This window comes from Undibacterium sp. Rencai35W (genome assembly GCF_049340185.1).
GTDB lineage: Bacteria > Pseudomonadota > Gammaproteobacteria > Burkholderiales > Burkholderiaceae_D > Undibacterium.
The window spans coordinates 51,843-68,959 of the sequence record NZ_JBMPPC010000012.1; the positions used below are offsets into that span (position 1 = coordinate 51,843).

A 17,117-nucleotide genomic window follows, 5' to 3' on the forward strand; every position below is an offset into this window, starting at 1 on the left:
CAATGATGACTGCCACGATTTTTCATCGTGTCAGCCATCATTGACTGAAGGCAATATACGTTTACGTCTTTTTAATTAGAGTAAATCGCTTCCGATGCAAAGGTAATAACGACGATCAACATGACCGCCAAGACAAGAACAATCAATAAACGCCCGAATTTCGGGCTACCGTCGGAGGAATCATTGCTGATTTGCTCATGTTGTTCCTGTTGCTCTGGCGTGCTCATCGTATCTCGTCAGTAATATCTAAGATTCAGGATGTTAACAGACACGGATCAATATGGTGGAGAAGTATTGCGTTATGGAATCAGGATAGTCGAACCTGTTGTTTTTCGCGCTTCCAGATCGCGATGTGCCTGTGCAGCATCGCTCAGGGCATAACGTTGCCGTATGTCAATTTTCACTTTACCGCTTTCTACCATAGAGAACAAATGCGCCGCCATTTGCTCCAGATCGGCGCGTTTGGCGGTGTAGCTCATCAGACTCGGGCGTGTAATGAACAGGGAACCCCGCGATGCCAGCTCTTGTAAGCCAAATGCCGGAACGGGTCCGGACGCGCTACCAAAACTCACCATCATGCCCAGAGGTGATAAACAGTCTAGCGAACCGGTAAATGTATCTTTGCCGATGGAGTCGTATACTACCGGCACACCTTTGCCCTCAGTGATTTCCTTGACCCGCTCGACAAAATTCTCTTTGTTGTAATTGATCACATGCGTACAACCGTGCGCCTTTGCCAGCTCAGCCTTTTCATCGGAACCGACCGTGCCAATCATGTTGACACCGATCGCCCGCGCCCATTGACTGGCAATCAGGCCGACGCCGCCGGCCGCGGCATGGAACAAAATCGTCTCGCCGCCCTTGAGCGGAAAAGTCCGGTGGAACAAGTATTGCACGGTTAAGCCTTGCAACATCATGCCTGCCGCAGTCTCAAAGTCGATACTGTCCGGCAGTCGCACCAGGTTATCCGCCGGCATTATCCGCGCCTGGGCATAGGCGCCGTTCGGACGCCCTGCATAGGCCACTCGGTCGCCCGGCTTCACATAAGTCACCCCCTCGCCGACCGCCTCGACAACACCCGACGCCTCCATCCCCAACCCGGCAGGCAGAGGCTGAGGATACAAGCCTGTACGGAAGTACACATCAATAAAGTTCAGGCCACAAGCGGCATGTCGAACCAGTGCTTCGCCGGGACCGGGTTGGCCCAGTGGCACGTCAACAAATTCCATGACCTCTGGTCCGCCGGTTTGCTGAATTCTGATTGCCTTGCTTATCGATGTGCTCATGGTCGCTTCCGCTGGTTAAAATGAATGAAGAATGGATGAAGGATAGACTGCTTACGCTATTTTTTAATCGATAGCAGATACATCCCGCCAATAACTAATACCGTCCCCGCCAGTTGCCAGCTAGTGATCGGTTCATTTAAAAAAAACGCACCGAGGAATAAGGTAGATACCGGTCCTATCATGCCCGCTTGGGACGCGGTCGGTGCGCCGATCCGCTGCACTGCGATCATCGTTAGAAACACCGGTAACACGGTACAAAAAATCGCATTTACCAGCGATAGCCAATATACCGCAGAAGGCTGCACCAGCATGCTAACCGGACGCAATACAAAAAACTGACCGATGCAGGCAACGCTAGACACACACATCGCATACGACACCAACCGTAAAGTCCCAAGTCGCACCACTAGCTGGCCCGACTGTATCAGGTATAAGGCATAAGAAATCGCCGCACCAAGAACCAGGGCCGCTCCCAGCATCACATCAGCACCGCCAAATTGCAGATCATGTAAAAATACCAGCACGATTCCCAGATACGATACGCCTAGGGCCGCCCACTCGATATGGCTGACTTTCCGCTTTAAAAAAAATACGGAGATGAGCAAAACAAATGACGGCGTCAAAAACAAAATTAGCCGCTCCAGCCCCGCCGTAATGTATTGCAAGCCTAAAAAATCCAGAAAGCTTGATAAGTAATAGCCGATCAGACCAAGGCCAACTAAGCGCCAGCGATCTGCCACCGTCAGGGCGCCGCCCTTATGCGCCTGCCAGACCGCAATTGCTGCAAATACCGGCAATGAAAACAGCATGCGAAATGTAATCAAGGTCACCGCATCAACGTGATATCGATAGATCAGTTTTGCGACAATCGCCTTCGTGGAAAATAAAACGGCGCCAGTGATGGCAATGGTTAAGCCGATCAGATATTGGCGTCGATCATGGGCACTGCGTTGGGGAGTAAGCGAGGTCGTCATGCCAAATATTGTAAAGGCATATGCGATTACGCGTACTTAGGGCAAATGCGCCTTGCCAGCTAGCGATGAATTGGTGGCAGACTCAATCAAGGTAAGAAAAGATCGCGCTCACTATGTGCTGGGGAATATCGCCTTCGCAAAGCTGTGCTGAGCAAACAGCACCCCGTCCGGTAAATGCTGGGCTTTAGCGTCTCTGATTTTTCAGCGGTCAGCCTGCCAGCACGTTGATATGAGACATCTGATAAACTCGGGTGCTCTTCAGATACTCGGGCAGACCAATGTCAATCGCATTTTTTATGGCACACAGCGGCATCGATCAAGCACAATTACCGCCTGATTTTGTGACGCAAGTTTCCAACTACCAAGAACAACTGCAGCAATTCATCGAATCAACTGAAAAAGACACGCAAGTCCAATGGCAATATCAGGTGCCAGAACTAGGTGAAGGCGGATCATGCTCTTTGTTCGATCAGTTGTCGGCAACGCCGTATGACCTGGCAGCCCGCCTCGGTGGACCAACGGCTGGCAATCTGCAACTACTGCAACAGGTGACGGCGCTGGTCAAGTTTTATCAGCAACATAGTGGCAGTCAGTGGTTTGGCGTTTATAAAAAAATTGATCAAAAAATCGACCAAACAGATACAGGGTTAGACGGTAATGCTGTGTTGGTGAAACTGGCCTACTTTGGTGCCGCATCACGTGCCGAATTTCCGCTCACGCCCGAATTTGCTGCCATCAGTAATAACAGCACCGTCGGCATCAGCGGCAAAGGTAGGATTATCAATAACGTCAGTGCCTATCTTGCGACTGGCGGCGAGTATTACACCTGCGATCCAAAAGTGCAGGCAGAAGCTTGCTTGCCGATATTGGCAGCAGATGGTCGCGTGCTGGGGATTATCGATTCAGAAGCATTCACACAGAATATTTTTACCGGCGCAGAGCTCGCCTTGCTCGTTGCAGTAGCTACCAGTTTGTCTACTATCCTCAGCTAACATTACAGCCAACTTGTAGCCGTTCTAACCTATTACAGTTCACCCTACCTCCTATCACGACAAAGGACAGACATGAAAACCAAAGCAGCAGTCGCATGGCAAGCTGGCAAACCGCTAACAATTGAAGAAGTTGAATTAGGTGGCCCAAGAGCAGGTGAAGTCCTAGTCGAAATCAAGGCTACCGGCATTTGCCACACCGATTACTACACTTTGTCTGGCGCTGATCCTGAAGGTATTTTCCCGGCGATTCTAGGACATGAAGGTGCCGGCATCGTGGTCGATGTCGGCCCCGGTGTTAAGAGTTTGAAAAAAGATGATCATGTGATCCCGCTCTATACGCCGGAATGCCGTGAATGCAAATTTTGCCTCTCACAAAAAACCAATCTCTGTCAGGCAATCCGCAGCACCCAAGGTCGCGGTCTGATGCCAGATGCGACTAGCCGCTTCTCATTAGATGGCAAGCCGCTGTATCACTATATGGGGACATCGACCTTTTCTAATTACATCGTAGTACCAGAAATCGCTCTGGCAAAAATCCGCGAAGATGCCCCTTTCGACAAAGTCTGCTACATCGGTTGCGGCGTCACTACCGGCGTCGGCGCTGTATTGTTCACGGCTAAAGTCGAAGCCGGTGCCAACGTGGTCGTATTTGGTCTAGGCGGCATCGGACTCAATGTGATCCAGGCGGCGCGCATGGTCGGCGCAAATAAAATTATCGGTGTCGATATCAATCCGGCTCGTGAAGCCATGGCGCGTAAATTCGGTATGACACACTTCGTCAATCCGACCGAAGTCGGTAACGTCGTCGATGCGATTATCGGCCTGACCGATGGCGGCTCAGACTATAGCTTCGAATGTATCGGCAACACTACGACGATGCGTCAGTCACTGGAATCTAGTCACAAAGGCTGGGGCCAGTCGATCATTATTGGAGTCGCCGCAGCGGGACAGGAAATTAGTACACGCCCATTCCAGCTGGTCACCGGTCGTGTCTGGAAAGGCTCTGCATTCGGCGGTGCACGCGGCCGTACTGACGTACCAAAAATCGTTGACTGGTACATGGAAGGCAAACTCAACATCGACGATCTGATTACACACAAGCTGCCATTAGAACGCATCAACGAAGGCTTTGACTTGATGAAGAGCGGAGAATCGATTCGCTCCGTTGTTGAATTCTAAGCTAACTCATTTTAAGTCAACCAAAACTGGAGCCAAGATGACCGCCGCCGCTTTAGAAATAATCAGCGAGCACGCCTGCTACGGCGGCGTGCAAGGTTTTTATCGTCACGAGTCTAGCGAGATCGGATTGCCGATGCGGTTTTCGGTGTTCCAGCCACCACAAGCCAAAGAGCGTGCAGTCCCCGTCTTGTTCTATCTGGCGGGGCTCACCTGTAATGAAGAAACCTTCATGATCAAAGCCGGTGCGCAAAGACTGGCGGCAGAACTCGGCATCATGTTAGTCGCACCAGATACCAGCCCACGCGGCGCGGGTATCTCAGGCGACAGCGATAGCTGGGATTTCGGTGTCGCTGCCGGTTTTTATCTCGATGCGACGCAAGCACCATGGGAAAAACATTACCGCATGTATTCCTATGTGGTGCATGAATTGCGCCACAAAATCCTGAAAAATTTCTCGGCACAGGCAGACCAGATCGGGATCTTTGGTCACTCCATGGGTGGCCATGGCGCCCTCACACTGGCACTGCGCAACCGGGACATTTACCGCTCAGTCTCTGCCTTTGCACCGATTGCAGCGCCGACCAAATGTCCCTGGGGACAGAAGGCATTCAACGGCTATCTGGGAGCTGATCAAAGCACCTGGCTCGATTATGATGCATCGATCCTGATGGCAAACACCAGCACGCCTTTTCCTCACGGGATTTTGATTGACCAGGGACTCGGCGATAAATTTTTAGCTGAGCAATTACTGCCTCACGAATTCGAAGTCGCCTGTGCAACAGTCAACCAGCCCCTAACTTTGCGACGTCATGAGGGCTACGATCACGGCTACTACTTCATCACAAGTTTTATCGAGGACCATTTACGGTTTCATGCGGCGATCTTGAATACGGCATAAAAACCAAGGCATGTTTTTTTCTTGATTTTAAAATTGAATCCGCAATACTGGTGCGCCTTTTAGGACCAAATACGTCCAGAAGGCGCGTCAGCATTGCGGATTGCATGGATTAATGTGCAGAAAATTTTATAGCGGTACATCCTGCCACTTGGAAATCATTTTATTTTTTCTTCAAAATAGACCCGAGCACACCGCGAATAATCTCACGGCCAACCTGTGATCCGATGGTTCGCACTGCCGATTTAACCATAGTCTCTGCGACGTTATCGCGACGACGTATGCCTCCGCTACCACCGAGCAAATTGCCGAATACGCTTTTCAGCGTATCGCTGATACCGCCCTCTTCCTGAGATTGCTGTTGAGATTGCTGTTGAGACTGCTCCTGCGTTTGCGCTTGTCGCTGCGAGGGGATCGTTGGCACTGACTCCGTGGGCGTGTGGCTTGATACAGTAGTCCCGCCAGAATTACCCCAGCCATCGCCGATACCACCAGAGTGATCGGTCGCTGGTGCGCTTTGCGGCTGATTTTGCGATTGAGTACTGGCGACTCTGCCTTTGAGTTTTTCGTAGGCAGAATCACGATCTATCGTTTTTTCGTAGACGCCTGCAACAATCGAAGTCGCCATAATTTGCTGGCGCTCTTCAGGTGAAATCGCACCGATCTGCGATGCCGGTGGCAGGATAAAACCGCGCTGGACGATAGTTGGCCGACCTTTTTCATCCAGAAAAGAAATCAATGCCTCACCCACACCCAGCTCACTGATGACCTGCGCCGTATCAAGATCGGGATTGGGGCGGAAAGTTTCTGCCGCTGCCTGCACAGCCTTCTGATCGCGCGGCGTGTAGGCGCGTAAAGCATGCTGCACACGATTGCCAAGCTGTCCCAACACCGTATCGGGAATATCGAGCGGATTTTGCGTGACAAAATACACACCTACACCTTTAGAACGGATCAGACGGACGACTTGTTCGATTTTTTGCAATAAGACTTTGGGCGCTTCGTCGAACAGTAAATGCGCTTCGTCAAAGAAGAACACCATCTTAGGCTGATCAAGATCCCCGACTTCAGGCAGATGCTCATACAGCTCAGACAGCATCCACAGCAAGAAGGTCGAATATAAACGCGGCGATTGCAGTAACTGGTCGGCGGCGAGGATATTCACAATACCTTTGCCGGTGGCATCGGTTTGCAGCATATCGTCCAGATTCAGCATTGGCTCACCAAAGAATTGCTCACCACCCTGCTCAGAGATCGCCAGCAGACCGCGCTGTATTGCACCGATGCTGGCCGCAGAGATATTACCGTATTCGGTCTGGAACTCACTCGCGTTGTCGCCCAGATGCTGCAACATCGCACGCAAATCCTTGGAATCAAGTAAGAGCAAGCCGTTATCATCGGCGATTTTAAAGGCGAGCTGCAATACGCCTTCCTGAGTGTCATTCAGGTTCAGCATGCGCCCTAACATCAGCGGCCCGAGATCAGAAATCGTTGCGCGTACGGGATGACCTTGCTTGCCAAATACATCCCAGAACGTGACAGGACAAGGCCTCCAGTCCGGTGCAGCGATCCCAAGTTGCTCACAACGCTGCTGGATTTTGGGGCCAGACTGCCCTGGATGCGCCATGCCGGACAGATCTCCCTTTACGTCGGCCATGAAAACCGGCACGCCGATATCCGAGAATGCCTGCGCCATCACTTGCAGTGTCACGGTCTTACCGGTACCGGTTGCCCCGGTAATACAGCCGTGGCGATTCGCCCAATCTGACAGTAAATGCAGTTCCTGCGCTTGATTTTTTGCAATAAGCAGTGGTTTTGACATGGTTTTGGTCGTTCTCTAGGGGGATTTGAATAAAATCACTATGTTAAAATGGCAGACTTCATTATAGAACCGAAGCTAGGGGAATTTGCCTGGCTTTAGGTGAACAATTGCCAATTCAAGAGAGAGCGATCATGGCAGGACATAGTAAATGGGCCAATATCAAGCATAAAAAAGCGGCCACCGATGCAAAACGCGGCAAAATCTGGACGCGTCTGATTAAAGAAATTACGGTTGCAGCACGCATGGGCGGCGATGATGTCGCCTCGAATCCACGTCTGCGCCTGGCAGTCGATAAAGCAGCCGGCGCCAATATGCCGAAAGAAAACGTCACCCGCGCAATACAGCGCGGTAGCGGCACACTGGAAGGGGCGAACTATGAAGAGATTCGCTACGAGGGTTACGGTATCGGCGGCGCAGCGATTATCGTCGACTGCATGACCGACAACCGTGTACGTACCGTCGCAGAAGTACGCCATGCATTCAGCAAATTCGGCGGCAACATGGGCACTGAGGGTTCGGTCGCATTTTTATTCACGCATTGCGGTCAGATGTTGTTTGCGCCGGGCACGAATGAAGATGCATTGATGGAAGCTGCCTTAGAAGCCGGTGCCGATGATGTCGTCACCGATGAAGAAGGTGGCATTGAAGTCTTGTGCCAACCCTACGACATGTCCGGCATTAAGGATGCGCTGGAAAAAGCCGGATTCATCCCGGAAGTCGCTGAAGTCATTATGAAGCCAGGTACAGAAACCGTCTTCACTGGCGATGACGCAATCAAGATGCAAAAATTATTGGATGCGCTGGAAAATCTGGACGACGTCCAAGAAGTCTTCACCAACGCCATCATCGAAGATTAAATCTGATGTGCCGTTGCAGAACATCGGTAGTAAATGCAACTTCATGCAACTCGATGCAACGCAGTCATTGAAAAAAGAAAGCTGTTATGAAAATTCTCGTCGTAGGCTCTGGTGGCCGTGAACACGCATTAGCCTGGAAACTCGCGCAATCGGAACGTGTACAGACCATTTTTGTCGCTCCCGGCAATGGCGGTACTGCACAAGACATCCGCCTGAAAAACATCGCGCTGACTGACTCCGTTGCGCTGGCAGATTTTGTTGAGCAAGAGCATATCGGACTCACCGTCGTAGGCCCGGAAGTGCCGCTGGCAGCAGGTATCGTAAATGTATTCCGCGCCCGCGGTCTGAAAATCTTTGGCCCGAGCAAAGAAGCTGCGCAACTCGAAAGCTCCAAGGATTTTGCCAAATCCTTCATGCAGCGCCACGCTATTCCGACGGCGGAATACCAGACGTTTTCAGATCTCTCTGGCGCCCATGATTACATCGTAAAAAAAGGGGCACCTATCGTCATCAAGGCTGATGGCCTGGCCGCAGGTAAAGGTGTCGTCGTTGCCATGACACTCGACGAGGCACATGCTGCCGTCGATATGATGCTGTCTGACAATAAGCTCGGCGATGCAGGTGCGCGTGTCGTGATCGAAGAATTTCTGGCGGGAGAAGAAGCTAGTTTTATCGTCATGGTAGATGGCAAAAATATTCTGCCACTCGCAACCAGTCAGGATCACAAACGCTTGCTGGATCATGATGAAGGTCCGAACACCGGCGGCATGGGAGCGTACTCCCCGGCGCCTATCGTGACACCGCAATTACATGCCCGCGTGATGCGCGAGATTATTATTCCGACCGTACAAGGCATGGCGAAAGACGGCATCGTCTTCACCGGTTTCCTATACGCCGGCCTGATGATTGATGATCAGGGCAATCCAAAAACCCTGGAATTCAATTGCCGCATGGGCGATCCTGAGACTCAGCCTATCATGGCGCGCCTGAAAACCGATCTCGTCAATGTCATGGAACACGCCGTCGATGGCACACTCGATACGGTGGAACTGGAATGGGACCGCCGCACAGCGATGGGTGTCGTGATGGCCGCCGCGGGCTATCCTGATGCGCCGCGCAAAGGCGATGTGATCACTGGCATACCGGCCGAAACCGCGGACTGCGTGACATTCCATGCTGGTACTGCTCTAAAAGACGGCACACTGACAGCAACAGGTGGACGCGTATTATGCGTCGTCGGTCTGGGCGACACGGTCAAGCTGGCACAAAAACATGCCTACGAAGTGGTAGAAAAAATCCATTTCGATGGCGCTCAATATCGTCGTGATATTGGCTGGCGTGCGATGAATAAGAAACATTAATTAATCCCCACTGTCACCACTATTACTACTGTCACCACATTAATCAGAACGCATGACTGACTCACACGCCGTAAAAGCCTACTTGCTTGGATTACAGTCCAAGATCGTCGCCACGATGGAAAAGATCGATGGTAAGGACTTTATTATCGATAGCTGGGATCGCCCGGAAGGTGGCGGCGGAATTTCGCGCGTGATTGAAGAAGGCAATGTATTCGAACGCGGCGGTGTAAATTTTTCTCATGTGATGGGGAATAACCTGCCTCCGTCAGCGGCAGCCCATCGCCCCGAACTCGCTGGTCGCAAGTGGGAAGCCATGGGCGTGTCACTGGTGCTGCATCCGCGCAATCCCTACGCACCGACCGTGCATATGAATGTACGTTTCTTCACAACCTATGCCGAGGGTCAGCCCGATGTATGGTGGTTTGGTGGCGGCATGGATCTGACACCCTACTACGGCTTTGTTGATGATGCACAGCATTTCCATCAAAGCTGCAAAGATGCGCTGGTCCCATTTGGCCAGGATTTGCATCCGCGCTTTAAGAAATGGTGTGACGAATATTTTTATCTGAAGCACCGCAAAGAAGCACGTGGCGTTGGCGGCATTTTCTTCGATGATTTCAATGAACTCGATTTTGCAGCCAGCTTTGCGATGATGCAAAGTGTCGGCGATGCATTTGCCCCCGCCTATAGCGCTATCCTTGAAAAGCGCAAAGACTTGTCCTATGGTGAACGTGAGCGCGATTTCCAGGCGTACCGCCGGGGTCGTTATGTCGAGTTTAATCTGGTGTTCGATCGTGGCACACTATTTGGGTTGCAATCCGGTGGCAGGACCGAATCCATATTGATGTCCATGCCACCGGTAGTAAAATGGCGTTATGACTGGTCGCCGGAAGAAAACAGTGCCGAAGCAGCGCTGGCAAAAGAATTTTTGCCGCACAGGGAATGGGTTTAAATGACTGCGTCACCGGATTCTGTCTCGACCAATAAGATAGCCGGGACGAATCCGCTACATCAGCAGATTCAGCAAGCTCAGCGCTGTGTCGTCGTCCTGGGTGGCAGTTTTGATCCGGTTCACCTTGGTCATGTCGCGCTGGCAAAACGATTTATCACTTTATTAGAACCTCAGGAGTTACGGGTCGTACCGGCCGGTAATCCCTGGCAAAAGAAGGGTTTGATCGCCAGCGCGGAGCAAAGATGTGCCATGCTGGAATTGGCGTTTGCAGAGCTAAACACATGCAAACTAACGATAGATCAGCAAGAAATACAGCGCGCCAGGCATCAGCGCGCCACTTATACCGTCGACACCTTGCGCGCTTTGCGGGCTGAGTATGGCGACAAGACTTCCATCGTTTTTTTAATCGGTGCCGACCAGTTGCAGAATCTGTCTAGCTGGCACCAATGGCAACATTTGTTTGATCTGGCGCATCTATGCGCGGCCTCACGACCCGGCTTCCAACTGGAGCAGACAAATTCGCCACAAGCAGTAATGTCAGTAGCGCAGCAAACACAGCAGCAAGTGCTGCAAAAATTCAAGCAAGGAGCGGCAACACCGGAACAAATTCGCAACACCCCCGCTGGGCGGACCTATCTGGCAGAGGATCTCCTCGTCGATATTTCAGCCACACAGATTCGTGACGATCTGCAGCATGGACAGCTAACAACATCGCTAGTGCCTCGCAAGGTGCTAGACTATATACAACAACATCATATATACGAAAAATAATGGATATCAAACAACTACAAACTCTCGTCTTTGACGCTCTGGAAGACGTAAAAGCACAAGACATCATCGTCTACGACACTACCCACCTGACCAGTCTGTTCGACCGCGTTGCGATTGCCTCCGGTACGTCAAACCGTCAAACCAAAGCTCTGGCAGCGTCAGTGCGCGACAAAGTCAAACAAAATGGCGGCGACGTCATCGGCATGGAAGGTGAAACAACCGGTGAATGGGTACTGGTCGATCTGGGCGATATGGTCGTTCATATCATGCAACCGGCCATCCGCGCCTACTACCGCCTGGAAGAAATCTGGGGCGACAAAGAAATTAAATTCGGCGCAGCCAAACGCGGTACGAAAAAATTAGCCAGCGCATCAGAAGACGAAGAAGCCAAACCAAAACGTGCAAGTCGCGCCAAGGCTGCACCTGTCGAAGTCACACACGATATGATGGCCAGCCAGACTACGTTGGACGACGAACCGAAGAAAGCCACGCGCAAACCTCGCGTAGCCAAAGCTGCCAGCGCTGATGCACCAGCAAAACCGGTACGTAAAACAGCAACAACCGCTGCTACTGGCGTGAAAAAAACGACCGCCAAAACACCAAGCGGTACTCGCGTCAAAGTTGCTGCGACCAAAACCGCTGTTGCCTCCGCCAAAAAAGCCGCCGATAAAAAAGCGACTACTCGTCGTAAAACTGCAGAATAATCTGATTCGCTTACAAGAGTCGGTTGATAAATTCGTTTAAAAGATCTATTTACAGACGTGTTGAACAAATTTATTTAACAGATCGGCTTACTTGATACGGCAGATTAAATATAGGCTTCTGTGTAAAACAGAAGCCTTTTTTACGACTGTTTTTTCTGATTTTTTCCAAAAATTTTCCTCAATTAATTAGCTACCATTTTATGCAACTCATCATCGCTGCCGTTGGTCACAAAATGCCCGCATGGATAGAGGACGGCTTTAATGAATACAGCAAACGCATGCCGCCCGAATGCCGGATTCATCTGAAAGAAATTAAGCCCGTTGAGCGCTCCGGCAGTAAAACTGCCGAAACCGTGATGGGGCTGGAGCGCGTCAAAATTGAGGCTGTTTTACCGAAGAATGCACGCATCATCGCTCTGGATGAACGTGGCAAGGACTTGACCAGTGTTGCACTGTCACAGCAATTGACTAACTGGCAGCAAGATGGACGGGATGTGGCATTTATTATCGGCGGCGCGGATGGACTGGATGCTGAATTTAAGGCGAAGGCCGATATGCTGATCAGGATTTCCAGCCTGACCCTGCCGCACGGCATGGTACGCGTGCTGCTTGCTGAGCAACTGTATCGCGCTTATTCGATTACGCAAAACCATCCCTATCATCGGGTCTGAGCACAGGATAAAATCCTGGCGCACAATAGCCCCATCAGTAGACATATAGACCTGTGAACGTCGAGGAGACAACATGCCCATCGCCGACAATAAAATATATCTCGCCTCCAAGAGTCCGCGTCGCCGCGAACTCTTGCGCCAGATCGGTATCGATTTTGAAGTATTGCTACTCCGGGATCTGGCGCCGCGTGGCCCCGATGTCACCGAGCAGGTATTGCCAGACGAACTACCTTACGATTATGTGAGCCGCGTCACGCAGGAAAAAGCTGAAGCTGCGTGGACCATCATGCAGCATCGCAGACTGGCGATGCGCCCTGTACTGGCTGCCGACACGACTGTCGTTATCCATGATCAGATTCTTGGCAAGCCCGCCGATCACAATGAGGCGCGTGCGATGTTAAGCCAACTTTCAGGACAACAGCACGCCGTCCTGACCAGTATTGCAGTCGTCAGCACGCAAGGGCGCTGGCACCTCACTCAGCGATCTGAGGTTCTATTTGCGACTTTATCCGAACAGGAAATTTCAGATTATTGTCTGTCCGCCGAGCCTTATGATAAAGCCGGTGGCTATGGTATCCAGGGATCTGCTGCGCGCTTTATTTCCCACATCAGCGGCAGTTATTCTGGCATCATGGGCTTACCCTTATTTGAGACGACCCAGCTGTTACGACAAGCAGGTATTCATATCCCCTAATTGGCATCTTATTGATCTATGAGCGAAAATCTCCTCATCAACATCACCCCGCAAGAAACCCGGGTTGCCTTGATTTTTCAAGGTGCAGTACAAGAACTTCATATCGAACGCACATTGTCGCGCGGCCTGGTTGGCAATGTGTATCTGGGTAAAGTGGTACGCGTACTGCCCGGCATGCAATCCGCATTTATTGACATCGGTTTAGAGCGTGCTGCGTTTTTACATGTCGCCGATATCTGGGACGCACGTTCGCAAGAAGGCGGCAATGTACTGACACCGATTGAAAAACTGTTATTCGATGGTCAGTCGATTACCGTTCAGGTTATCAAAGATCCGATCGGCACCAAAGGCGCACGGCTCTCTACCCAGATTTCTATTGCGGGCCGCATGCTGGTCTATCTGCCGCAAGATTCTCATATCGGCATTTCACAGCGTATCGAAAACGAAGCCGAGCGTGAAGCACTACGCGCCAAAGTGCTCAGTTTGCAGCAGCCTGATGAAAAAGGAGGGTTCATCGTCAGAACCATGGCTGAAGATGCCTCTGACGAAGATCTGAAATCCGATGTCGAATATCTGAGGCGGACATGGGCGAATATCACCCAGATGGCAAAAACTCAGCCGCCCACAACCCTGCTCTACCAGGATCTGAATCTGGCACAAAGAGTACTGCGTGATTTTGTGAACGAAGAGACTGCAAGTATTCAGGTCGATTCGCGTGAAAACTATCAGATGCTAGTTGAGTTCGGTACCACGTACACACCATCGGTATTACCGAAACTCCAGCATTACACAGGCGAACGGCCACTCTTCGATTTATACGGTGTCGAAGAAGAAATTGAGCGCGCTCTGGGGCGTCGCGTCGATCTGAAATCCGGCGGCTACCTGATCGTTGATCAGACCGAAGCCATGACGACCATTGACGTCAACACAGGTAGCTTCGTCGCCGGCCGAAACTTCGATGACACCATCTTCAAAACCAATCTCGAAGCAGCCCACGCCATCGCCCGCCAACTACGACTTCGCAATCTCGGCGGCATCATCATTCTCGATATTATCGATATGGAGAACGAAGAGCATAAAGCCGCGGTACTCGCAGAGTTAAATAAAGCATTGTCGCGCGACCGGACTAAACTCTCCATCTCTAATTTCTCTGCATTAGGCCTGGTCGAAGTCACCCGCAAACGCACCAGGGAATCGCTAGCACACATCCTGTGTGAACCCTGCCCGGCATGCAGCGGCAAGGGTCAGGTCAAAACTGCACGCACCATCTGCTACGAAATTTTGCGCGAACTCTTGCGCGAAGCCAAGCAATTCAATCCAAGAGAATTCCGCATCATGGCGTCGCAAGTCGTCGTAGATATGTTTCTTGAAGAAGAGTCACAGCATTTAGCCATGCTTGGTGATTTCATTGGTAAGCCGATTTCACTGCAAGTCGAGAATGTGTTTCATCAGGAGCAGTACGACATCATTCTGATGTAGTCAGGATAAAAAACGCAGTATTGATGCGGGCTACAGAAGAAAAAACCTCTACAACCCGCATCAATACTGCGCGATTCTGTTTGAAACTCAATTAAAACTCTGTGCAGCTTAGTGAAAATCTAACTGAAATTCTTCAGTATTTCTCAAACCTGTCAAACACAAACGACTAGCTCGACTGCTTGCGACTCAGGAACAAACCTAACAGTCCGATGCCGATTAAGGCGAGCAAATCTGGTTCAGGAATTTGTACCGGCGTCGAAGTAATCACAAATGCAAACGTTGCCGGGGTAAATTTGCCCTCCTCCGTTTGAAATCCCAGACATCCTGCAGCAGCGCCAGCCACCGCACAAGTCGCAGCCGGAAGTGGTTGTAATTTGTTCGTGGTTTCAAATGCGCTGACATAATAAGTAAAGCCGTCATATACAAAACTGTTGTTCAAAGCACCGCTGTCAATCACAAAAATATCATCACATAGCGATGTCGTGATAAAGCCGCAATTTGCCTGATTAGGCGTCTCCTTAAAGTGAATCGCAAAGGAAATTAGATCAGGTGGCAAAGCAGCTCCAGAGATTGGCAAATCGGGAGTCAGCGTCAACAGCGTGTCGAGAACAGCGTTGGTTAAAGTCGCATAAGCACCGCTGAGTGTATTGTTGTAATGAGTAATCGTGTTCGTCACAGCCGCCGGGCCGTTTGTTACGACAGTGCCGCCGAGAATATTGCCGTTTGTAATTTCCAGGCCACTGCGCGAGCTTGTACCGTTACCGGTGTTGTTGTGAAAATCCAGAGTGCCGCCCCAACTGATGACACTAGCATTTTGTAAGGTTGAGCCGCCACCTGCCGAAAAAGTTGCCGAATTCCAAGTGGAACTTTGATCAAATTTCCATTGCGTTACTAAAGTAGCCTGAGCCACGCCAGCCAACAACAAGCTAGTCAGCAAGCTCAATGTCATCATCATTTTTTTCATCTCTGATCTCCTTTAACATACTTTACATACCGTTAAAACCACATCAAACAATGTCAAAATTCAGACCGTCTGGAACAACAACAATTTGCAGTGGCAACACTTGTCGATGCTTAGAGTCTTCTCAAGAACAACGGATAAACTGGCCCGATCGTTCACCTCAGTCAATCATGCATATATCGTTCCAACTTTTCCGGATCGCCTTTTATGCTTGAATACAGAGGAGAAATACTACGAAGAGTAAAGCAGACGCAAATGGTCTGTAAAATAGTGCGACAGTTTGATGGCCGGATAATTTCATCAAACAAATATAGCAGCGTAGAAACACCAAGGTCTGCTCACAACGAATTAGGAGTGCGAATGCATCTGCCGACGTGCGATAAGGTAGGACTTGTCACCCTGTGTCGTGGAATGAACGTATTTACCAGTCTAATTGTGCATAAATCCTGCCACTCAATAACAAATTTTTGCTTATGACCAATAGAAATAACTGGGCTGACTACGCCAAGGCAATCGGTATCTTGCTGGTCGTTTATGCACACGTCGCACGTGGCGCGTGGAACGCCGGTTTGCCATTAGACAAAGAGAGCTACATGCTGATCGATAGTGTGATCTACAGCTTTCATATGCCATTGTTTTTTTTCTTGTCTGGTTTGTTTTTCTTGCCGTCATTAAACAAATACGGTGGTATGCAGCTCATGCGCGGCAAACTTAGTACGATTATTTATCCTTACCTGATCTGGTCTCTGTTGCAGGGATTCATTGAGGTATTTTTATCTCGCTATACGAACTCACAAACTAGCGTGGGCGATGTCTTATCCTTACTATGGATGCCTCGCGCGCATTTCTGGTTTTTATATGTTCTCTTCCTGATCTTTGGCCTTGCTGTACTGGTACATCGTCAGCAGCAGGTCAGGCAACAAGGTGTCATCCTGGTGTCGGCACTAGCGTTCTGGGTACTGCACTTGTATGTCGCACTCCCTTTTCCTTTTGACTATCTGGCGAATTATTTTATTTTTTTCGTCTTAGGTATGAATGTCACTGCGGTCTTGCGATGGATAGAAAATCGAGCTGGCAGTTGGGTATTCGGCAGTCTGATTTTATTCGGAACACTGCAGTACATCTTTCATCATCGCTTGCGCCTGATCTACACCGATACAAGTGTGTTGCTCATCGTCCTGTCATGCGCTGGTATCGTTTTAGTCAGTAGTCTGTCGGTCTGGCTCAGCCAAACAGGAACCGCTGTATGGTTGGCGACAATAGGGCAATATTCCATGCCGATTTATCTGATGCATATACTCGCAGCGAGTGGCGTCAGAATTATATTGAGTAAATTTTTACATATTGACGATGTGACGACACATCTACTAGCTGGCGTCAGTACGGGGATCGTGTTGCCGGTGCTTGTATATTGCGGTAGTCAAACAAAATCGCTGAGCGCACTGCGATATTTATTCACACCACCAGCATGGCGTTTAAAAAACACATCTGCCTGAGTCTTTCCGAGCCTCTCAAGACT

General features: G+C 50.3%; 17 protein-coding genes. 12 read left to right on the plus strand and 5 right to left on the minus strand.

Annotated elements, in window-relative coordinates; translation table 11 throughout:
- Positions 1–71: 71 nt before the first annotated feature.
- The 3 genes from ACO0K3_RS19045 to ACO0K3_RS19055 form a co-directional block, all read right to left on the minus strand.
- Positions 72–227: a hypothetical protein gene (locus tag ACO0K3_RS19045; RefSeq protein ID WP_422987357.1), complete on the minus strand. Its 156-nt coding sequence runs from the start codon at positions 225–227 to the stop codon at positions 72–74.
- A gap of 72 nt (positions 228–299) precedes the next feature.
- Positions 300–1,274 carry a quinone oxidoreductase family protein gene (locus tag ACO0K3_RS19050; protein WP_422987404.1) on the minus strand — a complete coding sequence of 325 codons (975 nt, stop codon included), beginning with the start codon at positions 1,272–1,274 and terminating at the stop codon, positions 300–302.
- Positions 1,275–1,342: 68 nt separating this feature from the next.
- Complete coding sequence (locus ACO0K3_RS19055) at positions 1,343–2,260, minus strand: DMT family transporter (protein WP_422987359.1); 918 nt, start codon at positions 2,258–2,260, stop codon at positions 1,343–1,345.
- A gap of 278 nt (positions 2,261–2,538) precedes the next feature.
- Between ACO0K3_RS19055 and ACO0K3_RS19060 the strand changes: the two genes are divergently transcribed.
- The 3 genes from ACO0K3_RS19060 (at position 2,539) to fghA (ending at position 5,329) form a co-directional block, all read left to right on the plus strand.
- Complete coding sequence (locus tag ACO0K3_RS19060) at positions 2,539–3,252, plus strand: GAF domain-containing protein (RefSeq protein WP_422987361.1); 714 nt, start codon at positions 2,539–2,541, stop codon at positions 3,250–3,252.
- Positions 3,253–3,324: 72 nt separating this feature from the next.
- Entirely contained in the window at positions 3,325–4,431 is a 1,107-nt protein-coding gene (locus ACO0K3_RS19065) for an S-(hydroxymethyl)glutathione dehydrogenase/class III alcohol dehydrogenase (RefSeq protein WP_422987363.1), read from the plus strand.
- Positions 4,432–4,468: 37 nt separating this feature from the next.
- Positions 4,469–5,329: an S-formylglutathione hydrolase gene (gene fghA, locus ACO0K3_RS19070; RefSeq protein WP_422987365.1), complete on the plus strand. Its 861-nt coding sequence runs from the start codon at positions 4,469–4,471 to the stop codon at positions 5,327–5,329.
- 160 nt (positions 5,330–5,489) lie between these two features.
- Here fghA and ACO0K3_RS19075 read toward each other — a convergent pair whose 3' ends face one another.
- Entirely contained in the window at positions 5,490–7,148 is a 1,659-nt protein-coding gene (locus ACO0K3_RS19075) for a helicase HerA-like C-terminal domain-containing protein (protein ID WP_422987367.1), read from the minus strand.
- Between the two features lie 131 nt (positions 7,149–7,279).
- Here ACO0K3_RS19075 and ACO0K3_RS19080 point away from each other — a divergent pair, with 131 nt between their 5' ends.
- From ACO0K3_RS19080 to rng, 8 genes are all read left to right on the plus strand, one after another.
- Positions 7,280–8,005 carry a YebC/PmpR family DNA-binding transcriptional regulator gene (locus tag ACO0K3_RS19080; protein WP_422987369.1) on the plus strand — a complete coding sequence of 242 codons (726 nt, stop codon included), beginning with the start codon at positions 7,280–7,282 and terminating at the stop codon, positions 8,003–8,005.
- A gap of 86 nt (positions 8,006–8,091) precedes the next feature.
- Positions 8,092–9,366, plus strand: coding sequence for a phosphoribosylamine--glycine ligase (gene purD / locus ACO0K3_RS19085; RefSeq protein ID WP_422987371.1), 1,275 nt, complete (start codon positions 8,092–8,094; stop codon positions 9,364–9,366).
- A gap of 52 nt (positions 9,367–9,418) precedes the next feature.
- Positions 9,419–10,318: an oxygen-dependent coproporphyrinogen oxidase gene (gene hemF / locus ACO0K3_RS19090; RefSeq protein ID WP_422987373.1), complete on the plus strand. Its 900-nt coding sequence runs from the start codon at positions 9,419–9,421 to the stop codon at positions 10,316–10,318.
- Positions 10,319–11,089: a nicotinate-nucleotide adenylyltransferase gene (nadD, locus tag ACO0K3_RS19095; protein WP_422987375.1), complete on the plus strand. Its 771-nt coding sequence runs from the start codon at positions 10,319–10,321 to the stop codon at positions 11,087–11,089.
- Positions 11,089–11,793 carry a ribosome silencing factor gene (gene rsfS / locus ACO0K3_RS19100; protein WP_422961470.1) on the plus strand — a complete coding sequence of 235 codons (705 nt, stop codon included), beginning with the start codon at positions 11,089–11,091 and terminating at the stop codon, positions 11,791–11,793. The genes nadD and rsfS overlap by 1 nt, the downstream gene beginning before the upstream one ends.
- Before the next feature lie 200 nt (positions 11,794–11,993).
- Positions 11,994–12,464 (plus strand): 23S rRNA (pseudouridine(1915)-N(3))-methyltransferase RlmH, encoded by a 471-nt coding sequence (rlmH, locus tag ACO0K3_RS19105; protein ID WP_422987377.1) that lies wholly within the window; start codon positions 11,994–11,996, stop codon positions 12,462–12,464.
- A gap of 73 nt (positions 12,465–12,537) precedes the next feature.
- Complete coding sequence (locus ACO0K3_RS19110) at positions 12,538–13,158, plus strand: Maf family protein (protein ID WP_422987379.1); 621 nt, start codon at positions 12,538–12,540, stop codon at positions 13,156–13,158.
- 18 nt (positions 13,159–13,176) lie between these two features.
- Positions 13,177–14,637, plus strand: coding sequence for a ribonuclease G (rng, locus tag ACO0K3_RS19115; protein ID WP_422987381.1), 1,461 nt, complete (start codon positions 13,177–13,179; stop codon positions 14,635–14,637).
- A 166-nt stretch (positions 14,638–14,803) separates the two neighbouring features.
- On the opposite strand, the gene ACO0K3_RS19120 is transcribed toward rng, so the two are convergent.
- A complete protein-coding gene (locus ACO0K3_RS19120) occupies positions 14,804–15,601 on the minus strand; it encodes a THxN family PEP-CTERM protein (protein ID WP_422987383.1) in 798 nt (265 codons plus the stop codon).
- A gap of 470 nt (positions 15,602–16,071) precedes the next feature.
- Here ACO0K3_RS19120 and ACO0K3_RS19125 point away from each other — a divergent pair, with 470 nt between their 5' ends.
- Complete coding sequence (locus ACO0K3_RS19125) at positions 16,072–17,094, plus strand: acyltransferase family protein (RefSeq protein WP_422987385.1); 1,023 nt, start codon at positions 16,072–16,074, stop codon at positions 17,092–17,094.
- Positions 17,095–17,117: the final 23 nt, after the last annotated feature.

Coding starts and splice junctions, on each gene's coding strand:
- purD (WP_422987371.1), top strand. CDS start 8,092: ATGAAAATTCTCGTCGTAGGCTCTGGTGGCCGTGAACACGCATTAGCC.
- fghA (WP_422987365.1), top strand. CDS start 4,469: ATGACCGCCGCCGCTTTAGAAATAATCAGCGAGCACGCCTGCTACGGC.
- hemF (WP_422987373.1), top strand. CDS start 9,419: ATGACTGACTCACACGCCGTAAAAGCCTACTTGCTTGGATTACAGTCC.
- rlmH (WP_422987377.1), top strand. CDS start 11,994: ATGCAACTCATCATCGCTGCCGTTGGTCACAAAATGCCCGCATGGATA.
- ACO0K3_RS19080 (WP_422987369.1), top strand. CDS start 7,280: ATGGCAGGACATAGTAAATGGGCCAATATCAAGCATAAAAAAGCGGCC.
- ACO0K3_RS19110 (WP_422987379.1), top strand. CDS start 12,538: ATGCCCATCGCCGACAATAAAATATATCTCGCCTCCAAGAGTCCGCGT.
- rsfS (WP_422961470.1), top strand. CDS start 11,089: ATGGATATCAAACAACTACAAACTCTCGTCTTTGACGCTCTGGAAGAC.
- ACO0K3_RS19125 (WP_422987385.1), top strand. CDS start 16,072: ATGACCAATAGAAATAACTGGGCTGACTACGCCAAGGCAATCGGTATC.
- nadD (WP_422987375.1), top strand. CDS start 10,319: ATGACTGCGTCACCGGATTCTGTCTCGACCAATAAGATAGCCGGGACG.
- ACO0K3_RS19075 (WP_422987367.1), bottom strand. CDS start 7,148: ATGTCAAAACCACTGCTTATTGCAAAAAATCAAGCGCAGGAACTGCAT.
- ACO0K3_RS19065 (WP_422987363.1), top strand. CDS start 3,325: ATGAAAACCAAAGCAGCAGTCGCATGGCAAGCTGGCAAACCGCTAACA.
- ACO0K3_RS19120 (WP_422987383.1), bottom strand. CDS start 15,601: ATGAAAAAAATGATGATGACATTGAGCTTGCTGACTAGCTTGTTGTTG.
- ACO0K3_RS19055 (WP_422987359.1), bottom strand. CDS start 2,260: ATGACGACCTCGCTTACTCCCCAACGCAGTGCCCATGATCGACGCCAA.
- ACO0K3_RS19060 (WP_422987361.1), top strand. CDS start 2,539: ATGTCAATCGCATTTTTTATGGCACACAGCGGCATCGATCAAGCACAA.
- ACO0K3_RS19045 (WP_422987357.1), bottom strand. CDS start 227: ATGAGCACGCCAGAGCAACAGGAACAACATGAGCAAATCAGCAATGAT.
- rng (WP_422987381.1), top strand. CDS start 13,177: ATGAGCGAAAATCTCCTCATCAACATCACCCCGCAAGAAACCCGGGTT.